Origin of the sequence: Candidatus Caldatribacterium sp. SIUC1 (genome assembly GCF_051549785.1) — a bacterium.
Lineage (GTDB): Bacteria > Atribacterota > Atribacteria > Atribacterales > Caldatribacteriaceae > Caldatribacterium.
Genome location: NZ_CP189974.1, coordinates 192,446 through 219,113, shown reverse-complemented (window position 1 = coordinate 219,113; position 26,668 = coordinate 192,446). Strand labels below are relative to the sequence as shown.

The following is a 26,668-nucleotide window of genomic DNA, read 5'->3' as shown; positions in this document are numbered from 1 at the left end:
ACCGATGGCGAAGAGAGCAGAAGAGGTTGCCGGAGAAGAAAAGAAAGAAAAGAAGGGGTTTTCGCTAAAGAGCATCCTGCTCATCCTTGTCCTCGCCATGGTGGGCTTCATGGGGTACAATTTCCTGAAACAGAGCGGGTTCCTTGCACCGAAAGGAGACGCACCCCGAAAGGTTCGGGCAAAGGAACCCATCATTTACACCTTTGAGGGGAATTTCCTTGTGAACCTTGCGGACAAGGACAACCTCCGCTACCTCAAGGCGGTCATTAGCGTCGCCTTGAGCAATCAGAAGGCCGAGGACGAGCTCCGGAAAAAGAGCGTGGAGATTCGGGATGCCATCATCATGATCCTCAGTGCCCAGACGTCTGAAGATTTGGCGACTCCCGAAGGCAAAGAGCGCCTGAAGCGCCTCATCGCCGAGCGCATCAACGGGATGCTTACCCAGGGGGAAGTGGAGAGCGTGTACTTCCTGGACTTTGTCATGCAATAGGGAGTGGGAACATGGGGGAAATCCTCTCGCAGGAAGAAATTGATGCCCTGCTTCGAGCACTGAGCTCCGGCGCAGCGGAAGCGGAGAGAATCAAAGAAGGGGCAAAACCCGAGGTCCGTCTCAAGGTTTACGACTTCCGCCGTCCGGAGAAGTTCTCTAAAGACCAGATCCGGACATTCCACATGATTTTCTCCACCTTTGCTCGCCTCGGGGCAACGAATCTCGCAGGGTTTCTGCGGAGCCGCCTGCAGGTTGACCTTGTTTCCGTGGACCAGCTCACTTACGATGAGTTCGTGCGCTCTGTTCCCAGCCCCACTTTCGTCTGCGTTTTCTCCATCCCTCCTCTTGAGGGACGGTGTATCCTGCAGATGAGCCTTGACGTGGTATTTTCCATGATCGACCGGCTCCTTGGAGGGGTGGGGGCACCTCCTGGGCATCTTCGTCCCCTCACGGAAATTGAGAACCGGATCATGCTCGAAGTTGTGGAGCGGCTCATGAGTGCCCTTAAAGAAGCCTGGGCAAACATCTACCAGATCGATCCGAGGGTAGAGAACTTAGAGTCGAACCTCGAATTTGTGCAAGTTGTCTCGGGGAATGACATGGTGGTGCTTTTTTCTTTCGAGGTCGAGGTAGGGGAGCGGAGTGGAGTCATGACGGTCTGTATCCCGTACATCGTCGTGGAACCCATAACGCAGAAGCTCAGCGCTTCCCTGTGGTTCGCTTCCCGGAAAAGCTACGACGCCAGGGCTCAGGAGAACATCAGGTACTGGATCCAGCGGGTTCAGCTTCCGGTCTGGGTGAAGCTTGGGGAGGCCCATATCCGGCTTCGGGAACTCCTTGCGCTTGAGGTTGGGGACGTTCTACTCCTTGACCGGAGGGTTCATGAACCTCTTGAGATTTACGTGGGGAAACGGGTGAAAATGCGAGGGCTTCCAGGAAGAAGTGGCCGGCGCCTGGCGGTGAAAGTCACCGAGTACGTGGAGGAGGAAGGGCAATGAGCGAGGAAATCCTGAGTGCTCAGGAACGGGATGTTGTTGGAGAACTCGGCAATATCTCCATGGGGTCAGCGGCTACGGCCCTGAGTGGCCTTCTGGGGAAACGGGTGGAGATCACCGTCCCCGAGGTTGAGGTCGTAGCAAAGGAGAAGGTTCCCGAACTCTTCCCCGAGCGACACCTCCTCGTTCGGGTGGTGTACCAGGAAGGGCTCCGGGGAGAGAACCTCCTCTTCGTGAAGGAGGAGGATGCGAAAGTCATGGTGAACCTCATGATGGGAGGGGATGGGAAGGAAGGGCTTCCGGAAGTTCTCGGGGAGATTGAAGTGAGCGCCATTTCGGAGGCCATGAACCAGATGATGGGCTCGGCCTGCACGGCAATGTCGGATTTTCTGGGAAGGCGCATCAACATCTCTCCTCCCGAGACCATCTGGCAGGACGCTGAAGCGGCAGAGCGAACCTGGCTTGAGGCCCAGAAAGAACCCTTTTTCGTGGTGGTCCATTTTCGTTTGAGCGTTGAGGGTGTCATCGACAGCACCATGCTCCAGATTGTCCCCCTGTCCTTTGCCCGGGAAATCGTGGCCGTGCTTTTGCCGGAAGAAGCGGCGAAGGAGGAGGTATCTGCCGGGGTGGGAAGTGCAAAGGTGCAGGAGGAGCCGCTGGAGGAAAGGGGCAGGCGCGAAGAGAAGGAGAGAGCAAAGGTGAAGGCCCAGCCGGTGGAGTTCGTGGAATTCAAAAAACGTGGTGAATCTCAGGAACGGGCAAATCTTGAGCTCCTCTTTGACGTGACGCTGCCCCTTGTGGTGGAGCTTGGGAGGACCAGGCTTTCGGTACGGGAAATTCTCGACCTTGGCCCTGGATCCATCATTGAGCTCGATAAACTCGCGGGAGAGCCGGTGGACCTCTACGTGAACGATGTCCTCTTTGCCCGGGGCGAAGTCGTGGTGATTGAGGAGAACTTTGGTATCAGGATTACAGAGATTGTCAGCCCTGAGGAGCGGATGCGGAGCATCCGGGAGACGCGAATATGAGGAGGGTGTTCTGGGGGTTCGTGGCGTTTTTGGCTATCCTTTCTCAGGCGGCCTTTGCCGAAGAAGCACTGCATCTTCCGGAAGTCACCCCTCCTTCGTCCTGGGGGGAAGGAGTGAGTATCGTTCGCTTTTTTCTTGCCTTTCTTGTGGTGGCGGGTATGCTCTGGGGGGTTTCGTATCTCCTTCGCCGGTACTCAGGAGGCGGCCTTCGTTTTTCCTCTTCCCGCTACATGCGCCTCCTTGATGTCCTGCCCCTGCGGGGGAATCTCACCCTGTACCTCCTTGAGGTAGGGAAACGCATCGTGGTGATCGCCCACACGGGCAGTACGGTACGGGAGGTTCTGGAGCTCGATGCTGAGGATCTCGTGGAGCAGCCGAAAACAGAGGGTTTCTCGGGGTATCTGGAGCGGATTTTCCGCAAATCCTCTCCCCCAAGTTGAGTGGCACAAAGCGACGTTCTGGAGTCTTCTGGTCGTTTTCGTGCTCTTTTTTACCCGGGCCGGGGCCCAGGAGTTTCCTCTACCTCTTCTGCCCCGGGTCATCGTTGAGCCCCCAAAAGAGGGCACACCCCAGGACTTTGCCCTTTCTCTCCAGATTCTTCTGCTCCTTACGATCCTGAGCCTTGCTCCAGCACTGCTTGTTATGGTGACGTCTTTCACCCGGATCGTGGTGGTCCTCGGGTTTGTTCGAAATGCCCTGGGGTCCCAGCAGATTCCTCCCACTCCTGTGCTCATCGGCCTTGCCCTCTTTCTCACGGCGTTCGTTATGGCGCCGACGTTCTCCCGTATCCAGAGCGAGGCACTTGCCCCCTATTTTGCGGGGACCATTTCCCAAAAAGAGGCTCTGGAGCGGGGTATCGGTATCCTCCGGGAGTTCATGTTTCGCCAGACTGAAGAACGTGACCTTGCCCTCATGGTGTCGCTTTCCGGTCTCCCCCGACCGAGAACGCAGGCGGACATCCCCACCCATGTGCTCATTCCAGCCTTCATCGTGAGCGAGCTCAAGACGGCCTTCACCATGGGGTTTCTCATTTACGTGCCCTTCCTCGTCATCGACATGGTGGTGGCGAGCATCCTCATGTCCATGGGGATGATGATGCTCCCCCCTGTGCTCATTTCCCTGCCGTTCAAGATTCTCCTCTTTGTGCTCATCGACGGCTGGGCCCTCATCACCCGGGGGCTCGTTCTGAGTTTCCGGTGAGGTACCATGACTGAAGAACTCTTTTTCACCGTGGGGCAGGAAGCGCTCCTTGTGGTCCTCAAGATCGCCCTTCCGGTCCTTGGTGTGGCTTTACTCGTGGGGATTCTCGTGAGCATTTTCCAGGCCGTAACCCAGATCCACGAGCTCACCCTAACCTTTGTCCCCAAAATCCTTGCCGTTATCGTCATCGGTGTTCTCCTTGGGCCCTGGATGGTCCGGACACTCCTTGACTTTGCTCGGGAGCTTTTCTGGAACCTCCCCCTGCTCTTCCGGTGAAGTGGTATGGTGTTTTCTTTAAAAGACTTCCTGCTCTTTTTGCTTCTTCTTGCGCGCTGTCTTGGACTCTTCCTCACCGCTCCGATTTTTCAGAGCCGGCTCATCCCACCTCATGTGAAGATTGGCTTTTCCGTGTTTCTTGCGTTTTTGTGTCTGCCCCTTGTTCGGGAGAGTGCTCCGACTTTTCCAGGGTTTTCTGGAGCGTACCTTCTTTCGCTTTTCCGGGAAGCGCTTCTGGGCGTGGTCTTTGGGGTGGTGACGAACCTCGTCTTTTCCTCGGTGCAGATTGCGGGAGAGATTGTCGACTTCCAGATGGGCTTTAGCTACGTGAACGTGGTGGATCCCCTGTCGAACCTGGGGTCTTCCGTCATGGGGCAATTCTACCTCCTCCTTGCCACCATGTACTACCTGGGAACCGGAGGATACCGGGTGACGCTTCTTGGGCTTGTGCGTTCCTTTACTCTCATCCCCCCCGGAACCTTCACCCTGCAGGCGGATTTTGCCCCCTCGTTCGTGCGCCTTGTGGGGGAGGTGATGTTGCTCGCTTTGCGTTTTGGAGCACCGGTAGTTGTGGCGCTGTTTCTTGCCAACTTCACCCTTGCCGTGCTCTCCCGGGCCATTCCCCAAATGAACGTCTTCATCGTGGGTCTTCCTCTGAATATCGGTGTTGGGTTCTTCATCGCGCTTTCGACACTGCCGTATCTTTTCCCCGTTCTTGAGAATGCTCTGGATCTTTTCGTTCGGGCCTTCTTTCGCGTGCTTGGTGCTCCCTGAAGGTGGCAAATTTTTTTATCCACAAAAGCTGGAAGAAGCCTCAGGAGGGTAACCATGCCTGCCCAGGAGAAGACCGAAGCCCCAACGCCGAGGCGCCGGGAAGAGCTGAGGAAGAAAGGCCAGGTACCCGTAAGCGTCGATTTCTCAAGCAGTTTCCATTTCCTCTCGCTTTTCCTCGCCTTAGGGGCTCTGCTTCCGCACTCTGCCCGGAAGCTCGAGGAGTGCTTTGCAGTGCTCTGGACGGAGCGACTTCCTCCTTCCCCGGATTTCTCCTGGGCAAGCTCGGTACTCCGCCTTGGGGGGTCGTACTTCGTGCAGGCTGTAGCACCTTTTGTGGCCCTGGCCCTGGGAATGGGGGTTTTCTTGGGATTCGTGCAGACGGGCTTTGTGTTTTCCTTCGAGCGGCTTCGGCCCCGCTTTGACCAGGTGAACCCCCTGCAGGGCATGGGGCGGCTCTTTTCGCTTCGCACGGTTGTGGAGTTCCTCAAGGTGGCCCTGAAAACTCTCCTGGGAATCCTCCTCGCCTATGTCGTTCTTCGGGGGTCACTGCCGGTTTTCGGGGACCTTTTGGGGATGGAGCTTCTGGAGGCTCTCCGGGCCTCTGGGGGGCTCGTAAGAAAACTTGGGCTGTACCTTGGAGGGCTCTTCCTCGCCGTGGGGTTTTTTGACCTTTTTTACCAGCGCTTTGAGTACGAGCGGAATATCCGGATGACCAAGGAAGAACTCAAGGAAGAGTACCGGCGAACTGAAGGAGACCCGCTTGTGAAGTCCCGTCTTCGGGCCCGTCAGCGGGAGCTCGCGCGCCGGCGGATGATGCAGGAGGTGCCGAAGGCTCAGGTGGTGGTCACGAATCCGGTGCACGTGGCCTGTGCGTTGCGGTATGAGCGGGGGAAGATGCGGGCTCCGGTCCTTGTGGCCAAGGGGAAGCGGCTCCTTGCCGAGAGAATCAAGGCCATTGCCCGGGAACACGGTGTTCCCATCGTGGAGAACAGGGAAGTGGCCTGGGATCTCTACCGTTTCTGTGAGGTTGGTCAGGAGATTCCTCATTTCCTCTATCGGGCGGTGGCTGAAATCCTCGCCTTTGTGTACCGCCTTCAGGCAGCTCGGGAGGGGAGGTCCCTGTGAGGGAAACGCTTGTGCGGGTTCTTGAGCGAACGACAAGAAGCAGTGACTTCCTCTTTGCCTTCCTTTTCATCCTCATCATCCTCATGATGGTGATTCCCCTTCCTCCGTTCTTCGTTGATTTCCTCTTGAGCTGTAACCTCACCCTCTCGGTCATGACCCTCCTTGTCACCACCTACATCACGAATCCCCTCCAGTTCTCGGTCTTCCCCTCGCTGCTCCTTTTTGCCACCCTCTTTCGCCTGGCTCTCAATGTCTCCACAACCCGGCTCATCCTCCTCCAGGGCTATGCGGGGAGGCTTATTGCCGCCTTCGGGCAGTTCGTGGTAGGAGGGAACTACGTCGTCGGATTCATCGTCTTTTTCATCCTCGTCATCATCCAGTTTGTGGTCATTACAAACGGCGCCAACCGCATCGCCGAGGTCGCGGCCCGGTTCACCCTCGATGCCATGCCGGGGAAACAGATGAGCATTGATGCCGACCTGAATGCAGGACTCATCGATGAAGCGGAGGCTCGTCGCCGGCGCCGGGAGATTGAGCGGCAGGCCGATTTCTACGGGGCCATGGACGGGGCGAGCAAGTTCGTTCGGGGCGATGCGATTGCTGGCCTCATCATCACCATGATCAACTTCCTGGGGGGCATTGTGGTTGGGGTGGTGCAGCGGGGTCTGAACTTACAGGATGCCCTCCAGACCTATGCCCTCTTGACGGTTGGTGATGGCCTTGTGGCCCAGATTCCGGCCCTCCTCATTTCCACCGCAAGCGGCCTTATCGTCACCCGGGCGGCAAGCGAGGAGAACCTCGGGCAGGATGTTACGAGGGAACTCACCCAGACCCCCCGGGCGGTGCTTTTGACCGCGCTTTTACTCCTTTTCCTTGGAGCGGTTCCGGGTCTCCCGAAGGTGCCCTTTCTGCTTCTTGCCAGCCTCGCCGGGGCGCTCTTCCTGGTACAGGGTCGGGAAAAGCCCAGGAAAGAGCCACCCCAGCCGCCGAAGAAAGAGGAGCTCCCCAAGAGTCCTGAGGAGATTGCCCGCCTCATCGAAGTGGACCCGGTCGAGCTCGAGATTGGGTACGCCTTGGTTCCCCTTGTGGACCCTCAGAGCGGAGGGACCCTTCTTGAGCGAATTACCCAGATGCGCATCAACATGGCTAAAGACAAGGGATTTGTGGTTCCTCCCATTCGGGTACGGGATAACCTTCGCCTTCGCCCCAACCAGTACGTGATCAAAATCCGGGGGGTCGAAGTTGCCCAGGGAGAAATTTTGCCCCGCCATTATCTGGCGCTCCATCCCCAGGGAGAGGCGGTCCCCATCGAGGGCATTCCCACCCGGGAGCCGGCCTTTCACCTCCCGGCGTACTGGGTGAGCGAGGCACAGAAGGAAACGGCAGAAATCGCAGGGTTCACCCTGGTTGATGCGGAATCGGTCCTCATCACTCACCTTGCAGAGGTTCTGAAATCCCACGCGGCTGAACTCCTCACTCGGCAGGATGTGCAGCTTCTCGTTGAACAGGTGAAACGGGTGAACCAGGCTGTGGTGGATGAACTCATCCCCCATGTGCTGTCTTTAGGAGACCTGCAGAAGGTCCTGCAGGGGCTTTTAGCGGAGCAGGTTCCCATTCGTGACCTTGTGCTCATCCTTGAAGCCTTAGCCGATGCCGCAAGACAGGCAAAGAGCATTGACGAACTCATTGAGGCGGCGCGACGGAGGCTCTCCCGGAGCATCATCCGGCAGTACCTGGGAGACGATAGGAAACTCCATGTGCTCACCCTCGATGCCAACCTTGAGGCCTTTCTCGGTCGAGTCTTTGCTGGAGAGGAGGTGCTCTCCCCAGAGCGCTTCCGGAAAATCCTGGGAAGCCTTTCGAGGAAGATGGAACAGATGGCGGGTCTTGGGCATTTCCCAATCCTCCTTGTTCCTGGTAAAATGAGGAGGAGCATCCGGAATCTCTTTTCTGGTTCCTTGCCGCAACTTGTGGTCCTGGCCTTTGAAGAGATTCCCCGGGATGTGGAGGTCCGGGTGGAGGGGGTTGTGAAGGAAGAAGAATGATGGAGGCGGAGCGCATTTTCCGGCCGAATCGCAAGGCGAGCCTTGGGGTGCGTCGGCGGAATGACAGAGGGGAGACCGAAGTTGTGTACTACCCAAGCCGCATTGAGTTCGTGAATGGGGAAAGGCTCTGGTTTGCTGCGCCCCAGGAGCGGGGAACGCTTGTCCCGGTGGGCATTGGCGAGACCCTCGAGGTGTACGTCATCGGCGACAACGAAGTTTTTTTCTTTGAGGGGGAAGTGCAGGATCGGGTCAAGCGGGGGAACATCGCCTACGTGGTTTTCGCCATGCCTGAGAAGGTCGTTCGCAAACAGCGCCGCAACTACGTTCGTTTTGAGGCGGTGCTTCCGGTTCTTTTGAAAAAAGCCGAAAAGGCCTTTCCGGGCACCACGAAGAACATCAGCGGTGGAGGGATGCTCGTGCAGCTGCGGGAGGGACGGGATGTTTTCGAGCCTAAAGAAGAGCTCCTCTTTCTTCTGTCCCTTGACGGCAAAGACATCGTTGGCCGGGCTCAGGTAGTACGGAAAGACGGTCCGGGGCTTTACGCCTTCCAGTTCAGCGAAATCACCGATCGGGACCGGGAGGATATCATCAAATACATCTTCCAGAAACAGGTTGAACTCCGGAGAAAGGGGCTTTTGAAGCGATGAAGCCGGTACGGGTCATGGTGGTGGACGATTCGGTGTTCATGCGGCGGATAGTGAAGGATCTCTTGGAGACCGATCCGGAAATCGAGGTGGTGGCCCTAGCCCGGGATGGGATGGAGGCGCTGGAGATGCTTCCCACTGCTTCCCCCGATGTGGTGCTCCTTGACGTGGAGATGCCCCGTATGAACGGCCTGGAATTCCTGAGGAAAGTCCTGCTTGAGCGGCCTCTCCGGGTCATCATGCTCAGCGCCCTGACTCAGGAAGGAAGCGAGATCACCATGCAGGCGCTTGAGCTTGGGGCGCTCGATTTCATTCCCAAACCTTCGGGAGCGATTTCCTTGGATATTGACCGGAAAAAGGAGGAGATCATCCAGAAGGTGAAGGCCGTGAGCACCATTCCCCTTGAGCGGGTTCGGGAGTGCGCAGGATGTACCGGAGCGCTGAAGAAACGCGTTCACAGGGAAGAGGTACGGCGTGAGTCCCAGCGGGTGGTCTTTGTGGCTTCTTCAACTGGGGGACCGAAGGCCCTGCAGGTTCTCGTGCAGGGTCTTTCGCCTCTGCGCCAAAGCGGCATGGTCCTTGTCCAGCACATGCCCCCGGGTTTCACGAAAAGCTTGGCTGACCGCCTGAGCGACCTTGCGCCTTTCCCGGTGCGGGAGGCCCAGGGGGGAGAGGCGATTTTCGTCAACCACGCCTTCCTGGCCCCCGGAGGGAAGCATCTCATCGTGAACGGTGACCGGCGCCTGGTGCTTGATGACCGTCCCCCACTCAAGGGCCTGAAGCCCTGCGCAGATATTTCCCTTTCCTCTCTCGTTGAGGTCTTCGGTGACCGGGTGCTGGCCGTGATCCTCACTGGCATGGGGAAGGACGGCCTTGAGGGTTGCCGGAAGCTCAAGGCCCGGGGGGGAACGGTGATTGCCCAGGACGAGAAGACCTCTCTCATTTTCGGCATGCCCCGGGCGGTTATCGAGGAGGGCCTTGCGGATCTCGTGCTCCCCATCGAGGAGATTGGCAGGGCCATCGTGGAGTGGGATCGCCGTGGAGACCATACGGAGTGAGGATCTGGCGCTTTTGCGGCATGTGGTTCGCCGGCTCACCGGGATTGACCTTTCCTACTACAAGGAGAATCAGCTCCGCCGCCGGCTGCACTTCATCATGCTCCGGGCAGGGGCAAGGGATGTGGCCGAGTACGTGAGGCTTCTTGAGACCAGGCCTGAAGTTCTCGAGGACTTCAAGAACCGTTTCGCCATCAACGTCTCGGAGTTCTTCCGGAACCCCGAGCGCTTTGAGGACCTGCGGCAGCGCGTTCTCCCCGAGATTCTTTCAGGCGGTGGACCGGTGCTCCGCATCTGGAGCGCCGGGTGTTCGGTGGGGAGCGAAGCGTACTCCATTGCCATCCTCCTTGAGGAGATGGGGGTCAAAAAGCCCTATCGCATCTGGGCCACCGACATTGACGACGACGCTTTAGAACAGGGAAGACGAGGGGTGTACGTGGAGCAGTACCTGGGGAATGTTCCACCTGAGTGCCTCGCCCGCTACTTTGAGCGGCTTGACGATGGCCGCTTTCAGATTGCGCCTTTTCTGAAAAAGCGCGTGGTGTTCGAGCACCACGACCTCCTCCAGGATCCGGTGCGGGAAGTCTTTGACCTCGTGGTGTGTCGGAACGTCGTGATTTACTTCGAGGATCGGGCCAAAGAGGTGGCCTTCCGCAGGCTTTCTGAAGCCCTCAGGGTGGGAGGGTATCTCTGGATTGGGAGCACGGAACGGATTGCCAATCCTGGAAATTTCGGGCTCCGGTACGTTCTGCCCTTTTTTTACCGGAAAGAGGGGAAGGGGTGAGCGATGGTCCTCTTTGAAGACCTCAACGAGATGCAGCTTGACGCCCTGAAGGAAATCGGAAATATCGGTGCGGGGAATGCAGCTACAGCCCTCTCCAAGATGGTGGGGAAGAGGGTCAACATGGAGGTGCCTCTCGTTAGGATTCTCCCCTTAAAAGACGTCCCTGAGTGGCTTGGGGGACCAGAAAAAGAGGTCCTGGGGGTATACCTGAGCGTTTTCGGCGCCCTTACCGGGCACATCCTCTTCGTTATGACCATTGACGATGCCCTGAAAATCATGCGCATCCTCCTTGGAGATATGGCACCCTCAAGGGACCAGATTCTCTCCATGGATGAGCTCGCCTCATCGGCCATGGGGGAAATTGGGAATATTCTATCGTCCTCGTACCTTTCGGCTCTGGCGGATTTCACCGGGCTCCACCTCAACCACTCCGTTCCCGCTATCGCCGTGGATATGGCCGGCGCCATTGTGGACGTCGTCCTCATCGAAATTTCCCAACACAGCGACTACGCCCTCCTCATCGAGACGGTTTTCGTGGAGGAAGAGGACCGAATTACTGGGTACTTCATGCTCATCCCGGACACGGGGTCTTTAGAGATCATCCTTCAGGCCTTAGGGGTTGTGTGACATGGCACGGAAAATCGCTGTCGGTATGGCGGAGTACCGGGTGAGCAACGACCCAGAGGACGTCCTCTGTGTCCTTGGGCTTGGTTCCTGTGTAGGGGTGTGCCTGTACGATCCGGTGCGGAGGATCGGGGGGATGGTGCATGTTCTTCTCCCCGAACACCTCCCCGGCCAGAGCAATCCCTTTAAATTTGCCGACACGGCGGTTCCAGCGCTCCTTGCGGAGGTTGAAAGAGCGGGGGCGAGTCGGCGGAATATTTTCGCCAAGATTTCTGGAGGAGCGAAGATGTTCTCTGGGGCGGATACGCTTTTTGACATTGGCAAGCGCAACGCCGAGGCGGTCAGAGAAGCCCTGAAGGTCCTTGGAATTCCCCTAAAAGGCGAGGATATTGGAGGGAACCGGGGGCGGAGCATTTTCTTCTACCTTGAGGATGGTCGGCTCGAGGTCAAAATCCTTGGGCGGGATGTCATGGTGATATGAGGGACGAGGGACGGTACCGAAAGAACCTGGCACAGCTTTTCGCCCTTCTTGGGGCCTGGGCGTTCGTCCTGGGGTATGCGGTCTGGGGGATACTTCGGGGCATGAGCCTCTGGGCTTTAAGCGTGCGACTTCCCATACTCTTCGGGGTGGTGTATGCCCTCCTCTTTGCCTACTTTTTCTGGATCATGCGGCAGGGCATCCCCCAGGACAAGACAGGTGAGAGCTCATGATGAACATCGTCGAGAAGTCTGAGGATATAGAGAAACTCTGGCGCGATTTCCTCACCCGGCGCGATAAGGCTTCCCGGGAAAAGCTTCTCGAACACTACCTTTTTCTCGTGCGAATCGTCGTGGGCCGCATTCTCTACCTCCTCCCCCCGTACATTGACCGGGAAGACCTCGAGGGGTACGGTATCCTTGGGCTTTTGCAGGCCCTTGACCGGTTTGAACCCCAAAGGGGCGTACGTTTTGAGACCTATGCCCTCTCCCGCATCCGGGGGGCTGTTCTCGATTACCTCCGGAGTCTCGACCCCCTCACCCGGGGTGAACGCCAGGATCTGCGTCGGGTGCTTGAAGCCTGGCGCCGGTGGGAGAAAGACAAAGGCAAAGAACCCACCCTTGAGGACCTCTCGGAAGTCACAGGGCTTTCTCTTCGGGAAATCACCTGGCTTGTGGAGCAGGGGAAGCCGGCACTGTTTTTCGGAGAGGAAGAAGAGATCGAGGGCGAGGGCCTTGGGGAGGTACCTGACCCTTCGGAGGTGCTTGAGGACCGGGAGCTTCTCGAGTACCTCGGACGACTCATTGATGAGCTGCCTGAGCGGGAACGGCTCATCCTGAGCCTCTACTACTTTGAGGGTCTGACCCTCAGGGAAATTGGCGAGGTGCTTTCGGTGAGCGAAGGAAGGGTTTCCCAGATTCTTGCCCGAACTCTCCTTCGTCTTCGAGTACGTCTTGAGGAGTGGGAGGGAAGGCAGCGTGGAGAAAGACGAGAAAAGGCTCCTTGATGGTCTGGAGCAGGATGGGTTTTTCCAGCTTCTTGTGCCCACCGATGGCATGCGGGCAGAAATCGTGGTCAAAAAACCCCTCACAGAAGACGACCTTGCCCCCTACGAGGAGCTTGAAGAGTACCTCCATCGCAAAGGCATCGTTTATGGTCTCACGAAAGAAGTGCAGGAGCGGGGGAAACTGCTTCTTACGAATTCTGGTTGCTACCTTGTCGCTGAGGGCATTCGGCCCCAGCGCGGGAAAGATGGAGAAGTCCGGTACCTCTTCGAAGAGGAAGTCCACCGGGATTTCCTTGAGGAGCCAGAAAGCCAGAAGGAACTCTTCGGTATCCTCCACATCCCCGAGGTCCGGGCAGGGGATCTCGTGGCCGAGCTCGTTCCTCCGGAAGAAGGCATCCCGGGAAAGAATGTCTTCGGGAAGGAGGTTCCTGCACCTCCCGGGCGTCCGGCAAAAATCCGGGTGGGGAAGAACGTGGAGCTTGTCGAGGGTGGGGAGAAAGCCATTGCCAAGGTTTCGGGGCGCCCGGTGGTGGTGGGGAAGGTCGTTTCCGTTCTCCCCCTTTTTGAGATCGACGGTGATGTGGGGCCGAAGACCGGGGATGTCCATTTCGTCGGGTCGGTGGTGGTGCGGGGAACGGTGCGCTCAGGGTTTTCTGTCTTTGCTGAGGGGGATGTCGAGGTCTGGGAGAGCGTTGAGGCGGCGACCGTTAAGGCTGGGGGAAACGTTCGCATCCGGAGGGGGTTTTTTGGAGGGGAGAAAGGTGTGGTGGAGGCAGAAGGAAACGTCATCGTGCGGGTGGTGGAGAATGCCACAGTGAAGGCTCGGGGAGATATCCTGGTGGAGGAGGCGGCGCTCCATAGCTTCCTCTCGGCGGGGAGGAATGTGATCGTCCGGGGGAAAAAGGGACTTCTCGTTGGCGGGGTAGCAAAAGCGGGGAATCTCGTCTGGGTGAAGGTTCTGGGATCCCCCATGGGGACGAGAACCGAGGTGGTTGTGGGTCTTGATCCTGAGCTCCAGGAGGAATTGAGGAGAATTCGGGACAACCTCAAAAGGGCTAAGGAGACCATCCAGGAAGCGGAGAAGGTTTTTCAGCTTGCCTGGCGAAAGCAAAAAAGCGGAGCCTGTCTTGAGCCAAAACTCCTTGAGGCGCTGAGGAAAGCGAAGGAAGCCTATGAGCTTGCCCGGGAACAGGAGAAAATCTCTACAGAGCGGCTGGCAGAAATCGAGGAGATCTTCGAGCACCATGAAGGAAAGGTGCTCGTTGAGGAGAGAGTGTACCCTCAGGTCCGCATCACCATCGGGAAGTTCACCTACATCGTGCGGGACGAAATCGTCTACGCTTCCTTCTACGAGAAGGATAAAGATGTGGTCATCGGGTCCTTCGAGCGGCCCCGGGTGAAGGAGGGATGGTCGTGATCGACCCGGTCAACATGCAGCATGTCGTCACCCGGGCGCCTGAGGTTGCCCGGGTGCAGCGAGTTCAAGAAGGTGCCCTGAGTGCCCAGGGGCAGGTTTTCGCTCAGGAGCTTGCCCGGCAAGCACAGCAGGTTGAGGAGGCCGTGGCCTCTTCGCCGCAGGCACAGAGGAGTGAGTGGAGGGAAAAGAAGAAAAAGGAAAGGGAGAGAGGGGAAAAGGCGAGGGCTTCCTCTCGGCAAAGGACCGAAGTCCAGGTGTCTGAGCACTGCAAAGATTCCGGTGAGCTTGGGCATTTCATCGACACGACGGCTTAGGAGTGAGCCCCCATGCTCAAGAACGTCCTTGAAGACGCCCTGCGGAGACTCCTTCCCGAAGTCTATGCGGTGAAACCAGAGCTCTGCCGGTGTCCTCAGTGCCAGGAAGACGTTCTGGCCCTGGCGCTCCGTGTCCTTCCTCCAAAGTACGTCTCTCGAGAACGGGGCGAGGTCTTTGCTCGTCTTGAGCTTGAGCATCCCCAGACACAGGTCGACATGCTTGAGGCACTGCTCCAGGCAGCAGACATCGTCATCGCCCGACCCCGCTGCAGGGGCTCACAGAATGCCTAAGGAATCTCGAAGAGGTCAACCCAGGGCGTGCGATAGGTGAACCACACAAAGAAGAACGCTGCAACACTGAAGAGCACGAGGACCACCCTCAGGGCAAAAGGAGAGGACCGTTCGTCTTCGACCCCTCGTTCGAGCACTCCACCGAAGATTCCCGAGAGGAACGTCACCCCAAGTGCCCAGGCGAGTTCCAGGGCAAGGGGTAGAGGTCGCCCGAAAAGCCCAGGGACAAGGTACCACGTGGTGACGATCATCCAGGGAATGGCCCAGGTTGCCAGAAGACGCGAGAACCAAAATCCCCGGGGGAAGACGGGACGTCTCCGCAGGGAACCAAATTCTAAAAGTGAAGCGAAGAGGTAGGCGAAAAAGCCCATCTTGAGGTGCTCAAAGACCGATTCGCTGCCACCAAAGACCGGACGCAGCACCTCCCACCCTGTGGCCTCATACCCGAAGTGGAGGAGCGCAAAAAGCCCAAGGTACAGAAGCGTTTTGGCAAGAATCCCCATGGTCGTTCTCCTTTTTGCCTTCATTATACGGCGATGTGGCCTCTCCGGGAAGACCAATCGTTCTCAGGAGTCGTGGTAGAATTTTAGGGAACCCTGGAAAGGAGGATAGGGATGATTGAACGCTATACGCTACCGAGAATGCAGGCTATCTGGAGCGATGCCCACCGCTTTGAGATCTGGGTACGGATTGAGATGCTTGTGCTCGAAGCCTGGGGGGAACTTGGGCTTGTCCCGAAAGAGGACATCGAGCGGATTCGAGCAAATCTCCGCTTTTCTCCCGAGCGCATGAAGGAAATCGAGAAAACCACAAAGCACGACGTCATCGCCTTTCTTACCAGTATTACTGAGAACCTTGGCCGGGAATCCCGTTTCCTCCATTTTGGGTTGACCTCTTCTGATGTCCTCGATACGGCAAACGCCGTGCTCCTCCGGGAATCTGCGGACCTGCTTTTTGAAGACATCGACCGGGTCCTTGAGGTGATTCGGAAAAGGGCCTGGGAGCACCGGTATACCCTCATGGTGGGGCGGACCCACGGGGTCCATGCAGAACCAACAACCTTTGGCCTGAAGCTTGCCACCTGGTACACGGAGATGCAGAGGAACCGAAGGCGCCTGGAGCAGGCAAAAGACACCGTCAGCGTGGGGAAGATTTCTGGAGCGGTGGGGAATTTTGCCAACGTGGACCCGCGGGTTGAGGCATACGTCTGTGAGAAACTCGGCCTTCGGCCTGCTCCCGTGTCCACTCAGATTATCCAGCGGGACCGCTATGCGGAGTTCCTGTGGGCTTTGGCGATGATTGGAACAAGTCTTGAGAAATTCGCCCTTGAGATTCGCCACCTGCAGCGAACCGAGGTCCGGGAGGTTGAGGAGGGATTTTCCCCGGGACAGAAAGGTTCCTCGGCCATGCCGCACAAGAAGAACCCCATTACAGCCGAGCAAATTTGCGGCCTGAGCCGGGTTTTGCGAGGGAATCTCCTTGTGGCGTTGGAGAACATCCCCCTCTGGCACGAGCGTGATATCTCCCACTCCTCGGCAGAACGCATCATCCTTCCGGATTCCTGTATTCTCGCCGACTACCTCCTGAATACCTTTGCCCGTCTTTTAGAAAACCTTGTGGTCTATCCTGAAGCGATGAGGAAGAACCTCGAAAGGAGTCGGGGTCTTGTCTTCTCCGAGCGGGTACTCCTCGCCCTTGTTGAGAAGGGTCTCACCCGCGAAGAAGCCTACACCCTGGTTCAGCGCTGTGCCCTGAAGGCCTGGGACGACGAAGGAGTGACCTTCCGGGAGGTGCTCGAAGAAGACCCTGAAATCCGGGCTTACCTCTCCGGAGAGGAACTCGCCCGCCTCTTCGACTACCACCATTACCTGCGGCACGTCGATACCATCTTCAAGCGGGTTGGCATCTGGGAGGAGGAAAGGCATGCCTGAGCGGTGGGATTACAAAAAAGCGGGAGTGGACATGGACCGGGCTTTTGCGGTTATCAGTCGGCTCAAAGGTAAAGCCCTGAGCACGCTTCGCCCTGAGGTGGTGGAGGGCATTGGAGGGTTTGCTGGGATTTTCCGCATCAGCGACCGCTACACAAGGCCCTGTCTTGTGGCCGGGAGCGATGGCGTGGGGACGAAACTCAAGATCGCCCTGGCACTCAATCGCCACGACACCGTGGGGAAGGACCTCGTGGCCATGTGCGTGAACGATGTCCTCTGTGTGGGAGCAGAACCGGTCTTTTTCCTCGATTACTTTGCCTGTGGACGTTTAAACCCTGAGGTCTTTGAAGCGGTGCTTTCGGGAATCATTGAGGGGTGCAGAGAGGCGGGATGTGCGCTCCTTGGGGGGGAGACGGCCGAAATGCCCGATATGTACCCTGAGGATGAGTACGACCTTGCGGGGTTTGCGGTGGGTATTGTGGAAGAGGAGGCCATCGTTAGCGGGAGGAACATCACCGAAGGGGATGTGCTCATAGGCCTGGCCTCTTCTGGTCTTCACAGCAACGGTTTCTCTCTCGTGCGCAGGGTCCTGCAGCACGCCGGAATCCCCTTTGATGCTGAAGTGGAAGGGCAAAGTCTTGCCGAAGAACTCCTCCGTCCCACCCGGATTTACGTCCGGAGCGTTCTGCCACTCCTTCGCGAGGTCCGGGTGAAGGGAATGGCGCACATCACCGGCGGTGGGATTGCGGAGAATCTCCCGAGGATTCTCCCGGAGTCTTTGAGGGCTCGTGTACGGAAAGACACCATTCCCGTACCCTGGATTTTCCGTTTCATCCAAAAGACAGGTGACGTTCCCGAGGAGGAGATGTGGCGGGTGTTCAACATGGGGGTGGGCTTTGTCCTCGTGGTGGCTCAGGATGAAGCGGAACGCACCCTGCATCTCCTTCAGAGTGCTGGAGAGCGCGCCTGGATTCTTGGGGAAATCGTCCGCGGTGAGAGAGGGGTGACCCTGGAGTGAAGAAGATTGTCGTCCTGGTGTCGGGAAGGGGAACCAATCTCCAGGCCCTTATCGATGCCTCCCGGAGTGGCTTCATCCCGGGGGAAATTCGCCTGGTTATCAGCGATAATCCTGTGGCCTACGCCCTGCGCCGGGCTCAGGAGGCGGGAATCCCCACGCTGGTTCTGGATTACCAGTCGTTCCCCAGCAAAAAGGCCTATGAGGCAAAGCTCCTTGAAGTCCTTGAGCAGGAGAACCCGGACCTCATCTGCCTTGCAGGGTACATGCGCATTGTGGGGAAGGAGATCGTCCAGCGTTTCCGGAACCGCATCATGAACATCCACCCCTCGCTCCTTCCCGCCTTTCCGGGCCTTGAGGCCCAGCGACAGGCTGTGGAGTATGGGGTGAAGGTGAGCGGCTGCACTGTCCACTTTGTGGATGAGGGCATGGATACGGGTCCGATCATTCTCCAGGCGACCTGCCCGGTTTTTGAAGACGATACTCCAGAAACCCTGGCTGAGCGAATCCTCAAATACGAGCACCAGATTTACCCGCAGGCGGTGAAGCTCTTCCTTGAGGGGAAACTTGAGGTTCGGGGGAGGAAAGTCTTCATCAGGGGGGAGTAAGGGATGCGCGTCATGGTTGTGGGGAGTGGCGGGAGAGAACACTGCCTTGCCTGGAAAATCGCCCAGAGCCCTGAGGTTGAAGAGGTTTTCTGTGTCCCCGGGAACGGAGGTATGAGGAGCGTGGGCACCTGCATCTCCCTTTCCTCCTTTCGGGAGATGCTCGATTTCGTGCGGGAGAAGGACATTGGGCTTGTTCTTGTTGGTCCTGAAGCGCCTCTGGCTTTGGGGATTGTCGACGAATTCCTCGCCGAGCGGCGGGCCATCATCGGTCCTGACCGGCGCGGGGCCCTCCTTGAGGCGAGCAAGGTTTTCGCCAAGGAGTTCATGAAACGGTACGGGATCCCTACGGCTCCCTTTTCGATCTTCGACGACCCCGGGGAGGCCCTGGAGGCGCTGAAGAGGCGGCAGAACTATCCTGCGGTGGTAAAGGCCGATGGTTTGGCTTCAGGGAAGGGCGTCTATGTCGTCCAGGACTTTGAAGAGGCCGCCTTTGCCGTCCGGGAACTCATGGTGGAGAAGAAGTTTGGCGCATCAGGGGAGCGGATTGTGGTGGAGGACTTCCTCGAAGGTGAAGAAGCCACAGTCATGGTGCTCTTTGACGGTGCATCGTACCTTTTCCTCCCCTCTTCTCAGGACCATAAGAAGGTTGGTGAGGGGGATATTGGCCCGAATACAGGGGGCATGGGGGCATACTCTCCGGCACCTGTGGTGGATGAGGACGTGCTCCGGAGGATTGAGAAGGACATCGTTGTCCCGCTCCTTGAAGGCATGGAGCGGGAAAACCTCTACTACCGGGGAGTGCTCTACCTGGGGCTCATGATTTCGAAGGACAGAACGCCCTGGGTTCTGGAGTTCAACGTCCGTCTGGGAGATCCGGAAACCCAGGTGGTGCTCCCCCGGATCCGGAACGACTGGTTTGAGGTGAGCCTTGCCCTGTGGGAAGGGAAACTCCATACCCTGCGCCTTGAAGTAACCCCTGAGGCAATGCTTGGGGTGGTGCTTGCAAGCCGCGGGTACCCTGGCCACTTCGAACGGGGGAAGAAAATCGAGGGACTCGAGGCATTCCCGAATCGCCCTGGAGATACGGTGCTCCTCTTTCATGCCGGAACGGTGTGGCAAAATGGGAGTTTCTACACCGATGGCGGTCGGGTCCTCAACGTGTGCGCTTTCGGGAAGGACCTTGAGGAGGCCTACGGCCGGGCGTACGAGGCAGTGTCACGCATCCACTTTGAGGGAATGTACTATCGCCGGGATATCGGCTTTCGAGTTCTGAAAAACAGGGGGGCCCGGTAGGCCCCCTGTTTTTCAGACTCTGACCTCTTCCTTTTTGCGGTTCTTCTCTGCCTCTTCCTGGAGCTTCCTGAGGTACTCCTGCCGCTCGCTCTTGTAGTCCTTGTAGTAGATGGTCCCCTTGTAGTCCCGTTCCCAGATCTCATCAGCAAGCTTCTTGAAAGCCTGGGCGTAGGCATCGACTTCGTCTTTGAGCGTGGTGATGAGGCTTTCTGCACCCTCATGACTCGGGCGAGCTCCGTACTTCTCCACCACTTCCCGGAGGACTTCCGGGACATCGATGAGCATACAGGGCCGCATGAGGTTGTTGTCGTACGGTTGCCGTTCCTGAATGGCCCGGAAGAAGGGAGAGGAGATGACTTCCTTCAGGGATTTGTTCTTGATGTTGTCAACGGTGAAGTGGCAGAAGACGCAGGGTTCCACATCCCCCATGTTGTTGATGTGGAAGTACCTCCGTCCTCCGGCGATGCACCCACCCACGTAAGGACCATCGTTCCAGAAGTCTCCAATGAAAATGGGCTTTTCGTAGCGGAGCCGGTGGACCTGGTTGCGCAGGTGGATTCGCTGTTCTGGTGTGGGCATGAGGCTGGTGTCAGGCTTTTTCCCTACGGGAACGTAGGTGAAGTACCACCCGAAGCTGCAGCCCTTACTGATGAGGAAGTCCATGAATTCGTCGCTTGAGACGAGTTCGGTGTTGTAGCGGGTTGCCGTAATGGAGAAGCCGAAGAGTACCCCCTCGTCCCGAAGGGCCTCCATGGCCTGCATGATTTTCTTGAAGGTTCCCTTGCCTCGCCGGGCATCCGTTTCCTCCTCGTAGCCCTCAACGCTGATGGCAGGGTACACGTTCCCCATGCGGGCCAGGCGCTTGGCCATTTCCCGGTCGATGAGCGTTCCATTCGTGTAGACCTGGAAACAAATATCACTATGTTTCTCAAATAAGTCCAGATGTTCCTCGCGAATGAACGGCTCGCCACCGGAAATCGTCAAAAAGTGCATGCCCATCTCTTTCGCCTCGGTGAAAATCCGATCCATGAGCTCAATCGGCATGTCGCTCTCTTTCCGGTACTGGCCAGCATAGCACCCGTAACAGTTGAGGTTGCACCGCATGGTGGGGCTCACGACGAAGAAAAACGGTACCTGGCAGCCGAGTTCCTTCTCGAGTTTCTGCCGCTTTGGAACCCCAAGGAGGATGCTTTTCACGATGAGGTTCACCATGAGCTTTTCCCGAACGTTGGGGTGGGTTTCCTGGAGCACTCGCCGGGCGAGGACAATCTGCGGGCGCTTCTCCTCGAACATCTGGCGGAGTCCCCGGATCTGGTCCCGGTAGTACTCAATAGGAGTGAGTTTCTCGGCAAGGTACGTGAGTTTGATGATGGTTTCGTCTGAGACGTTCCGCAGCGAGTTCACGATGAGTTTGACCACCTGTTCGGTCGTGAATGCTTTGATGGATTCGAGGTAGCTCATATACCTCCCTCCCTTTTCGGTATTTCCTTGCTATTATATCATACCCTGCGGGTGCTTTCCCGCAAAAGGTCGTACACCCGCTTCACTTCCTGAATATCCTGCCAGGTGAGGTACTTTGGGGAACCAGGAGCACGGGATTCGTGCCGGAGGAGAAAACTCGGGTGGAACATGGGGAAGATTCGCTTCCCCCCGCGCCAGTCAAACCACTGTCCCCGGAGCTTGCTCATGGGCTCCTTAGTTCCCAGAAGGTACCCCGTGGAGACGCTCCCCAGGGTCACGATGACCGAGGGGTTGACGATGGCAATCTGTGCCTCAAGGTATGGGAAACACGCTTCAACCTCTTCAAGGGTGGGGGTCCGGTTCCCCGGGGGCCGGCACTTCACCATATTGGCAATGTACACCTCTTCTCGCTGGATGCCCACGGAAAGGAGGATTTTCGTGAGAAGCTGCCCTGCCTTGCCGACGAAGGGGCGTCCGGAACGGTCTTCATCCTCTCCCGGAGCCTCGCCGATGAACATGATGAGGGCATCAGGGTTCCCCTCGCCGAAAACCGTCTGAGTCCGGCTTTTGGCCAGGGGACAGAGGGTACACCGCTCAACCTCCTGTCTGATCTCCTCGAGGAGCTCTTCCTTCTTTCGCCAAAGCGAACGGGACACCCGGCATCACCAGGAATTCTCCTCCATTGTACCACACCCCGATGAGCCCTTCTCCGGTACAATCTCGATGACCTGGTACCCGTAGCAGTTGACCACGAGAGTGTCGAGGAACCGTGTGGTGACATCCTGGGCTGAGCCGTAAAGGTGCACATGCCCATGGAGGTGGTACCGGGGACGGTACTTTTTCAGGATGTGGGTAAAGGTGGCAAATCCCCGGTGGGGAGGGTCCTGCCCCTCGTGGACGCCCTTTGGGGGAGCATGGGTGACGAGGATATCGAGGTACCTCCCGTGTTTGAGGCGGGCGAAGAGGAGACGAGGAAGGAGCCGGAGGTACTTCCAGTACATCTCGCGCTCGGTGTACTGGTGGGGGTTCCCGTTGTACCAGTAACATCCTTCAAGCCCGGCGATGAGGACGTTCCGGTAGCAGATGACCCGCTCGTCGAGATTGGTCCCCCCGGCGAGGGATTCCTGTTCCCTTGGGGCATCGTGGTTGCCATGGACGAAAAAGAGCGGAACGTTGAGGGTGGAAACCACAAAGTCCAGGTAGTATTCGGGAAGGTCCCCACAGGAGATGATGCAGTCCACATCCCCGAACCGTTCTTTGCAGAAGGAACTGTAAATTCGAGGGTCAACCCGGTCGCTGAGTGCCAGAATTTTCATCCTCCCCTCATTATACCCATTTCCAAAAAACAGCGGAAGAGGCTTTCTGCTATAATAGGAGGTACTTCCAAGAAATAAAACACCGGGTTTCTGGTTATTCGGAAGCGAAAGGAAACGTTCTGACAGGAGGAAAAGACAGAGCATGGGTGAGCAGTTTCAGGGTGTTGTGGACAATCTGGACAAGCTCTTCGAGGTTCTGCCTCCCCATATTCGCAAGGCCTTGGAAGAGCAAGAGAACATCGATGACCTCATCGAAATCGTCATGGATCTCGGGAGAGCGCCCGAGATTCGTTTCAGTAAGGGGTTTGCTGTGCTCTCTGAGCGGGTGGTGGAGCGGGAGGATATCGAGTACGTGGTCCAGCGGGTGGGGATGTTCACCCGGGATAATCGGGCAGGCATTGAGCGGACGCTCCACCGCATTTCCTGTATCCGGAACCGTCTGGGTGACATCGTGGGCCTGACCCTGCGGGTGGGTCGGGCAGTGTACGGGACGATCGATATCATTCGGGACGTCATCATCTCGGGGAAGAACATCCTGCTCCTTGGCCCTCCGGGAGTCGGCAAGACCACCAAACTCCGGGAAGTGGCGAGGGTCCTGAGCGATGAGTTCCAGAAAAGGGTCATCGTCGTCGATACCTCGAATGAAATCGCGGGGGACGGGGACATTCCCCATCCTGCTATTGGCAGGGCGCGGCGCATGCAGGTTTCGTCTCCAGAGCGGCAGCACGACGTCATGATTGAAGCCGTGGAGAACCACATGCCCGAGGTGATCATCGTCGATGAAATCGGCAGGGAAGAGGAGGCGCGGGCTGCCCGAACGATTGCAGAGCGCGGTGTGCAGCTCATCGCCACTGCCCACGGAACGACGCTCGAGAACCTCCTTTTCAACCCCACGCTGAGCGACCTTGTGGGGGGAATCCAGTCGGTCATTCTGAGTGACGAGGAGGCCCGGCGACGGGGGACCCAGAAGGCGATTCTGGAGCGCAAAGCGGTTCCCACCTTTGACATCGTTGTGGAACTCCGGGACCGGGATACCGTGGCCATCTACCACGATACGGCTCAGGCGGTGGATCTGCTCCTTCGGGGATACGACCCGGAACCGGAAATCCGCCGGAGGACTAAAGAGGGAACGGTGCAGATTGCGGAACACCGCCCCCGAAGAGAAGAGCTCGTGGTGGTTCCCCGGGAAGAGGAACCGTCCCGGAAGGTTCTGGGAATGCCCGAGGGCCGGATGCTCCGGGTGTACCTTTTCGCCATCAGTAAGAATTACATGCAGCGGGCCATAGCCCAGGCGAAGGTCCCTCTTGAGATTGTGGACGACCTCAACAGAGCCGACCTTGTTCTCACCCTGAAGAGCCGTTACCGCAAGCGGGGGAGCAAAATCCGCGAGGCGGAGAACCGGGGGATTCCGGTGCACGTTGTGCGGAGCAACACCTACAACCAGATTCAGAAGTTCGTCCACGACCTCTTCGGATACTCGGAGACGTCTCCGGAGTCTGAGGAGTCGGGGCTTCTTGAGGCCGAGCGGGCGGCGCGTCAGGTTCTGAAACTCGGGGAACCGATTGAGCTCTCCCCACGGAATGCCTTCGTGCGCCGTCTCCAGCACAAAATCGCCGAGCGGTACAATCTCTTTTCCCAGAGCATCGGAGAAGAGCCTTTCCGGAGAGTGGTGATTTACCCGAGGTCTCTCAGCAAGGACGAATGAAATGGGATTTCTTTTGACCTTTGAGGGTATCGAGGGCAGCGGCAAAACCACCCAGGCACAGCGGCTTTTCGAATTCTTGCAAGGCGAAGGTTTCCCCTGTGTGCTGACGAGGGAGCCGGGAGGAACGCCTTTTGGTGAAGCACTGCGGGTGCTCCTCCTTCGTCCTGAAACGGGTTCTCTTGACCCCCTTACGGAAGCTCTGCTTTTTGCGGCCGCCCGGCGAGAGCATGTGCTGCGAGTCCTTGTTCCGGCGCTCGATGCGGGGAAGGTTGTCCTCTGTGTCCGTTTCACCGACTCCACGTTAGCTTATCAGGGGTGGGGCCGTGGGGTGGATTTCGCGTTCCTTCGTCTTCTGAATGAGCGGGCCTCCGGGGGGCTGACGCCTCACTGCACGGTGCTCCTTGACGTGGAACCGGAGACCGGCCTTTCCCGGTCTCTGGCAAGCCACGATCCCCGGGAGGTCCGTTTTGAGCTCGAGTTTGCGCAGGAGATCCGCCTTCTTGAGCGGATACGGGAGGGATACCTTGAGCTTGCCCGCCAGGAGCCGGAGCGATTCCTCGTGATTCCCGTCAAACGCTCCGAGGAAGAGGTCTTTCAGGAGATTGTGGAGAGGGTACTCCCGAGGATCAGACAGTGGAAGGAGGGAAAGGTGTGACCCCCACGTCGCTTCTCGTCTGCGTTGTGCGTGACCAGGATGCCCTGCGCCTTGCTGATGTCCTGAAAGAACGCGGCATTGCCTTCACGAAACTCGCTTCTACAGGAGGGTTTCTCCGGGAAGGGAACACCACCTTCCTCATCGGTGTCGATAAAGACCGCAGAGAGACCGTTCTTGCCATTATCCGGGAATGCTGTGCCCGTCGTGAGGAGATTGTGGAGTCTACCGTCCCGGTGAACGAACCCATCGGTCCCTTCGTCCCCCAGAAAATCAAAGTCCTCAAGGGTGGGGGCGTCCTCTTCGAAATTCCCATCGAGTACTACGAGCGGTTCTAAAGCGATGTTCTGGCCCCGGGTTCTCGGTCACGCGATGCAGAAGGAGCTCCTGAGCCATGCTTTGATGTCCCGGAGGGTCCATCATGCCTATCTCTTTTTCGGCCCCTCAGGGGTAGGTAAGAAAACCCTGGCCCTTGAGGTAGCGAAGGCCTTGCTCTGTCCTGAATCCTGTGATGCAGGGTGCAATCGGTGCAGGAGTTGCCTGCTCTTTGACGCCTCCCTCCATCCAGACTTTTTCCTGATTTCGCCGAAAACGGGCACCATTGGCATTGACGAGGTGCGAGATCTCATCGAGCGCCTTGCCCTCAAGCGTGTGCTCTCCCCCTTTCGGGTCGGTCTCATTGATGAGGCGGAGAAGCTCACTGAAGAGGCGGCGAACTGTCTCCTAAAAACGGTTGAGGAACCCCCTGAGGGTGTGGTGCTTTTCCTTGTGACCTCCCAGGTTCTGGCTTTGCCCGGGACCCTGGTGTCCCGCTGCCAGAAGCTCGCATTCTCCGCACTTCCTGAAGAGCTTGTGGCAAGGTACCTCGAGGAGCACGAGGGCCTCAGCCCGGATCTTGCCCGTGTTCTCGCTTGTGTTTCTTCTGGAAGCATTGGTGAAGCACTGCGCCTTGCCCGGGGGATGGAGGACGCTCTCTTTGCCGTACGGTCGTTCTTCGAGACGGTGCAGGAGGGGGATATTTTCCGGGCTGGTTTCTGGCTCTCCCAGCACCGGGAGGAACTCCACCGGATTCTCCCTCTCCTTGCGGGGTATCTCCGGGATGCCCTTTTTGTCCGTCTTCTGGGAGACCGCTACCACAGGGTGACGGTGCTCTCTCAAGAGGACCGATGCCTTGTGGAACGGCTTGCCCACCTGGATTCTGGAGCACTCCGGCGGGCTCTGGCAGCTCTGGGAACGTTTTCTGAGGACATGCTTTCCAATGCTCAGTGGGACGTTGCCTGTTTTCACTTTCTGCTTACGCTGCGAGGTGAACTCTCGTGATACCGCTTGTGGGTGTGCGCTTTGAAGGAAACCCTAAAGTTTACTACTTCGACCCCCGGTCGCTTTCCCTTGAGGTGGGCGAACGGTGCGTGGTGGAGACCATCCTGGGGCTTGAGCTTGGGGAGGTGGTGAGGAACATCACCGTCCCGGAAGTGACCGAGCCTCCTAAGCCTGTTCTTCGGCGGGCCACAGAGACGGACCTGCTCCAGTGGGAAATCAACCGGGAGAAGGAACGGGACGCCTTTGAAATCGCCCGGAGACTCATCGCCCAGTACGCTCTCCCCATGAAGCTCCTCCAGGTCCACTATACGCTCGATCGGGGGAGGCTGGTGTTCTATTTTGGGGCTGAGGATCGGGTCGACTTTCGCCAGCTCGTGAAGGACCTGGCAGCGATTTTCCGCACCCGTATCGAGATGCGCCAGCTTGGGGTGCGGGATGAGGCCAGGCTCCTTGGCGGGTACGGAATGTGCGGTCGGGAGTTTTGCTGTAGCTCTTTCCTCTCGAATTTTGACCCCATCTCCATCCGCATGGCCAAAGAACAGAACCTCGTGCTCAACTCGGCGAAGATCTCAGGAGTGTGCGGGCGCCTCATGTGCTGCCTGGCCTTTGAGTACCCCCTCTACCGGAGGTTGCTTCTGCGCTTCCCCAAAAAAGGAAGCAAGGTGATTACCCCCATGGGCCTGGCGAAAATTCTTGAGGTGAACGTCTTCAGGGATAGCATCCGCCTTGAGCTTGAGGACGGCAGGGAAGTGGAGATTACCGAAGAGGAGTACAACAGGTACTTCCTGTAGAGGAAGGAACTCTGGGGGAGGAACATCGGTATC

32 protein-coding genes are annotated in these 26,668 nt (G+C 57.7%); 28 read left to right on the top strand and 4 right to left on the bottom strand.

Annotated elements, in window-relative coordinates; genetic code table 11:
- The first annotated feature begins 4 nt into the window (after positions 1-4).
- From ACP6EK_RS01135 to ACP6EK_RS01045, 19 genes are read left to right on the top strand one after another with little or no spacing between them, the layout of a single operon-like run.
- Positions 5-490, top strand: coding sequence for a flagellar basal body-associated FliL family protein (locus ACP6EK_RS01135; RefSeq protein WP_438316704.1), 486 nt, complete (start codon positions 5-7; stop codon positions 488-490).
- An 11-nt stretch (positions 491-501) separates the two neighbouring features.
- Complete coding sequence (gene fliM, locus ACP6EK_RS01130; RefSeq protein WP_438316701.1) at positions 502-1,488, top strand: flagellar motor switch protein FliM; 987 nt, start codon at positions 502-504, stop codon at positions 1,486-1,488.
- Positions 1,485-2,513 (top strand): flagellar motor switch phosphatase FliY, encoded by a 1,029-nt coding sequence (gene fliY / locus ACP6EK_RS01125; protein ID WP_438316698.1) that lies wholly within the window; start codon positions 1,485-1,487, stop codon positions 2,511-2,513. The genes fliM and fliY overlap by 4 nt, the downstream gene beginning before the upstream one ends.
- On the top strand, positions 2,510-2,953 hold the full coding sequence (locus ACP6EK_RS01120; protein WP_438316695.1) for a FliO/MopB family protein: 444 nt from the start codon (positions 2,510-2,512) through the stop codon (positions 2,951-2,953). Before fliY ends, ACP6EK_RS01120 begins: the two co-directional genes overlap by 4 nt.
- A 40-nt stretch (positions 2,954-2,993) precedes the next feature.
- Complete coding sequence (gene fliP / locus ACP6EK_RS01115) at positions 2,994-3,713, top strand: flagellar type III secretion system pore protein FliP (protein ID WP_438318794.1); 720 nt, start codon at positions 2,994-2,996, stop codon at positions 3,711-3,713.
- Positions 3,714-3,719: 6 nt separating this feature from the next.
- The gene (gene fliQ, locus ACP6EK_RS01110) at positions 3,720-3,989 is read left to right on the top strand and encodes a flagellar biosynthesis protein FliQ (protein ID WP_438316692.1); all 270 of its coding nucleotides are present in this window, start codon (positions 3,720-3,722) and stop codon (positions 3,987-3,989) included.
- Between the two features lie 6 nt (positions 3,990-3,995).
- The gene (gene fliR / locus ACP6EK_RS01105; RefSeq protein ID WP_438316689.1) at positions 3,996-4,763 is read left to right on the top strand and encodes a flagellar biosynthetic protein FliR; all 768 of its coding nucleotides are present in this window, start codon (positions 3,996-3,998) and stop codon (positions 4,761-4,763) included.
- A 54-nt stretch (positions 4,764-4,817) separates the two neighbouring features.
- A complete protein-coding gene (gene flhB, locus ACP6EK_RS01100) occupies positions 4,818-5,888 on the top strand; it encodes a flagellar biosynthesis protein FlhB (RefSeq protein ID WP_438316687.1) in 1,071 nt (356 codons plus the stop codon).
- Positions 5,885-7,933 (top strand): flagellar biosynthesis protein FlhA, encoded by a 2,049-nt coding sequence (gene flhA / locus ACP6EK_RS01095; protein WP_438316684.1) that lies wholly within the window; start codon positions 5,885-5,887, stop codon positions 7,931-7,933. Before flhB ends, flhA begins: the two co-directional genes overlap by 4 nt.
- Entirely contained in the window at positions 7,930-8,580 is a 651-nt protein-coding gene (locus tag ACP6EK_RS01090) for a flagellar brake protein (RefSeq protein WP_438316681.1), read from the top strand. The genes flhA and ACP6EK_RS01090 overlap by 4 nt, the downstream gene beginning before the upstream one ends.
- Positions 8,577-9,635: a protein-glutamate methylesterase/protein-glutamine glutaminase gene (locus tag ACP6EK_RS01085; protein WP_438316678.1), complete on the top strand. Its 1,059-nt coding sequence runs from the start codon at positions 8,577-8,579 to the stop codon at positions 9,633-9,635. The genes ACP6EK_RS01090 and ACP6EK_RS01085 overlap by 4 nt, the downstream gene beginning before the upstream one ends.
- Positions 9,616-10,416, top strand: a complete 801-nt coding sequence (locus tag ACP6EK_RS01080) for a CheR family methyltransferase (protein WP_438316675.1) — start codon at positions 9,616-9,618, stop codon at positions 10,414-10,416. Before ACP6EK_RS01085 ends, ACP6EK_RS01080 begins: the two co-directional genes overlap by 20 nt.
- A gap of 3 nt (positions 10,417-10,419) precedes the next feature.
- Positions 10,420-11,043: a chemotaxis protein CheC gene (locus ACP6EK_RS01075; protein WP_438316672.1), complete on the top strand. Its 624-nt coding sequence runs from the start codon at positions 10,420-10,422 to the stop codon at positions 11,041-11,043.
- A 1-nt stretch (position 11,044) separates the two neighbouring features.
- Positions 11,045-11,521: a chemotaxis protein CheD gene (locus ACP6EK_RS01070; protein WP_438316669.1), complete on the top strand. Its 477-nt coding sequence runs from the start codon at positions 11,045-11,047 to the stop codon at positions 11,519-11,521.
- Positions 11,518-11,751: a hypothetical protein gene (locus tag ACP6EK_RS01065; RefSeq protein WP_438316667.1), complete on the top strand. Its 234-nt coding sequence runs from the start codon at positions 11,518-11,520 to the stop codon at positions 11,749-11,751. Before ACP6EK_RS01070 ends, ACP6EK_RS01065 begins: the two co-directional genes overlap by 4 nt.
- A complete protein-coding gene (locus ACP6EK_RS01060; RefSeq protein WP_438316664.1) occupies positions 11,748-12,524 on the top strand; it encodes a sigma-70 family RNA polymerase sigma factor in 777 nt (258 codons plus the stop codon). Before ACP6EK_RS01065 ends, ACP6EK_RS01060 begins: the two co-directional genes overlap by 4 nt.
- Complete coding sequence (locus ACP6EK_RS01055) at positions 12,496-13,941, top strand: DUF342 domain-containing protein (RefSeq protein ID WP_438316661.1); 1,446 nt, start codon at positions 12,496-12,498, stop codon at positions 13,939-13,941. Before ACP6EK_RS01060 ends, ACP6EK_RS01055 begins: the two co-directional genes overlap by 29 nt.
- The gene (locus ACP6EK_RS01050) at positions 13,932-14,255 is read left to right on the top strand and encodes a TetR family transcriptional regulator (RefSeq protein ID WP_438316658.1); all 324 of its coding nucleotides are present in this window, start codon (positions 13,932-13,934) and stop codon (positions 14,253-14,255) included. The genes ACP6EK_RS01055 and ACP6EK_RS01050 overlap by 10 nt, the downstream gene beginning before the upstream one ends.
- 12 nt (positions 14,256-14,267) lie before the next feature.
- The gene (locus ACP6EK_RS01045; RefSeq protein WP_438316656.1) at positions 14,268-14,546 is read left to right on the top strand and encodes a late competence development ComFB family protein; all 279 of its coding nucleotides are present in this window, start codon (positions 14,268-14,270) and stop codon (positions 14,544-14,546) included.
- On the opposite strand, the gene ACP6EK_RS01040 is transcribed toward ACP6EK_RS01045, so the two are convergent.
- Positions 14,543-15,049 carry a hypothetical protein gene (locus ACP6EK_RS01040; RefSeq protein ID WP_438316654.1) on the bottom strand — a complete coding sequence of 169 codons (507 nt, stop codon included), beginning with the start codon at positions 15,047-15,049 and terminating at the stop codon, positions 14,543-14,545. The genes ACP6EK_RS01045 and ACP6EK_RS01040 overlap by 4 nt on opposite strands.
- Before the next feature lie 111 nt (positions 15,050-15,160).
- Between ACP6EK_RS01040 and purB the strand changes: the two genes are divergently transcribed.
- From purB to purD, 4 genes are read left to right on the top strand one after another with little or no spacing between them, the layout of a single operon-like run.
- Positions 15,161-16,477: an adenylosuccinate lyase gene (gene purB / locus ACP6EK_RS01035; RefSeq protein WP_438316651.1), complete on the top strand. Its 1,317-nt coding sequence runs from the start codon at positions 15,161-15,163 to the stop codon at positions 16,475-16,477.
- A complete protein-coding gene (gene purM, locus ACP6EK_RS01030; RefSeq protein ID WP_438316648.1) occupies positions 16,470-17,492 on the top strand; it encodes a phosphoribosylformylglycinamidine cyclo-ligase in 1,023 nt (340 codons plus the stop codon). Before purB ends, purM begins: the two co-directional genes overlap by 8 nt.
- On the top strand, positions 17,489-18,097 hold the full coding sequence (purN, locus tag ACP6EK_RS01025; protein WP_438316645.1) for a phosphoribosylglycinamide formyltransferase: 609 nt from the start codon (positions 17,489-17,491) through the stop codon (positions 18,095-18,097). Before purM ends, purN begins: the two co-directional genes overlap by 4 nt.
- 3 nt (positions 18,098-18,100) lie before the next feature.
- Positions 18,101-19,390 carry a phosphoribosylamine--glycine ligase gene (gene purD, locus ACP6EK_RS01020; RefSeq protein WP_438316642.1) on the top strand — a complete coding sequence of 430 codons (1,290 nt, stop codon included), beginning with the start codon at positions 18,101-18,103 and terminating at the stop codon, positions 19,388-19,390.
- A gap of 12 nt (positions 19,391-19,402) precedes the next feature.
- Here purD and ACP6EK_RS01015 read toward each other — a convergent pair whose 3' ends face one another.
- The 3 genes from ACP6EK_RS01015 to ACP6EK_RS01005 are packed head-to-tail and all read right to left on the bottom strand — an operon-like array spanning position 19,403 to position 22,167.
- A complete protein-coding gene (locus ACP6EK_RS01015) occupies positions 19,403-20,851 on the bottom strand; it encodes a radical SAM protein (RefSeq protein ID WP_017890621.1) in 1,449 nt (482 codons plus the stop codon).
- A gap of 38 nt (positions 20,852-20,889) precedes the next feature.
- Positions 20,890-21,507: a uracil-DNA glycosylase gene (locus ACP6EK_RS01010; protein ID WP_438316639.1), complete on the bottom strand. Its 618-nt coding sequence runs from the start codon at positions 21,505-21,507 to the stop codon at positions 20,890-20,892.
- Between the two features lie 6 nt (positions 21,508-21,513).
- On the bottom strand, positions 21,514-22,167 hold the full coding sequence (locus tag ACP6EK_RS01005; protein WP_438316636.1) for a metallophosphoesterase family protein: 654 nt from the start codon (positions 22,165-22,167) through the stop codon (positions 21,514-21,516).
- A gap of 142 nt (positions 22,168-22,309) precedes the next feature.
- On the opposite strand from ACP6EK_RS01005, the gene ACP6EK_RS01000 reads away from it, so the two are divergent.
- The 5 genes from ACP6EK_RS01000 to ACP6EK_RS00980 are packed head-to-tail and all read left to right on the top strand — an operon-like array spanning position 22,310 to position 26,635.
- Entirely contained in the window at positions 22,310-23,872 is a 1,563-nt protein-coding gene (locus ACP6EK_RS01000) for a R3H domain-containing nucleic acid-binding protein (RefSeq protein ID WP_438316633.1), read from the top strand.
- 1 nt (position 23,873) lies between these two features.
- Positions 23,874-24,527, top strand: a complete 654-nt coding sequence (gene tmk / locus ACP6EK_RS00995) for a dTMP kinase (RefSeq protein ID WP_438316630.1) — start codon at positions 23,874-23,876, stop codon at positions 24,525-24,527.
- On the top strand, positions 24,524-24,862 hold the full coding sequence (locus ACP6EK_RS00990) for a cyclic-di-AMP receptor (RefSeq protein ID WP_438316628.1): 339 nt from the start codon (positions 24,524-24,526) through the stop codon (positions 24,860-24,862). The genes tmk and ACP6EK_RS00990 overlap by 4 nt, the downstream gene beginning before the upstream one ends.
- A 4-nt stretch (positions 24,863-24,866) precedes the next feature.
- Positions 24,867-25,844, top strand: a complete 978-nt coding sequence (gene holB / locus ACP6EK_RS00985) for a DNA polymerase III subunit delta' (RefSeq protein WP_438316625.1) — start codon at positions 24,867-24,869, stop codon at positions 25,842-25,844.
- Positions 25,841-26,635, top strand: coding sequence for a PSP1 domain-containing protein (locus ACP6EK_RS00980; RefSeq protein ID WP_438316622.1), 795 nt, complete (start codon positions 25,841-25,843; stop codon positions 26,633-26,635). Before holB ends, ACP6EK_RS00980 begins: the two co-directional genes overlap by 4 nt.
- The last annotated feature ends 33 nt before the right edge of the window (positions 26,636-26,668 follow it).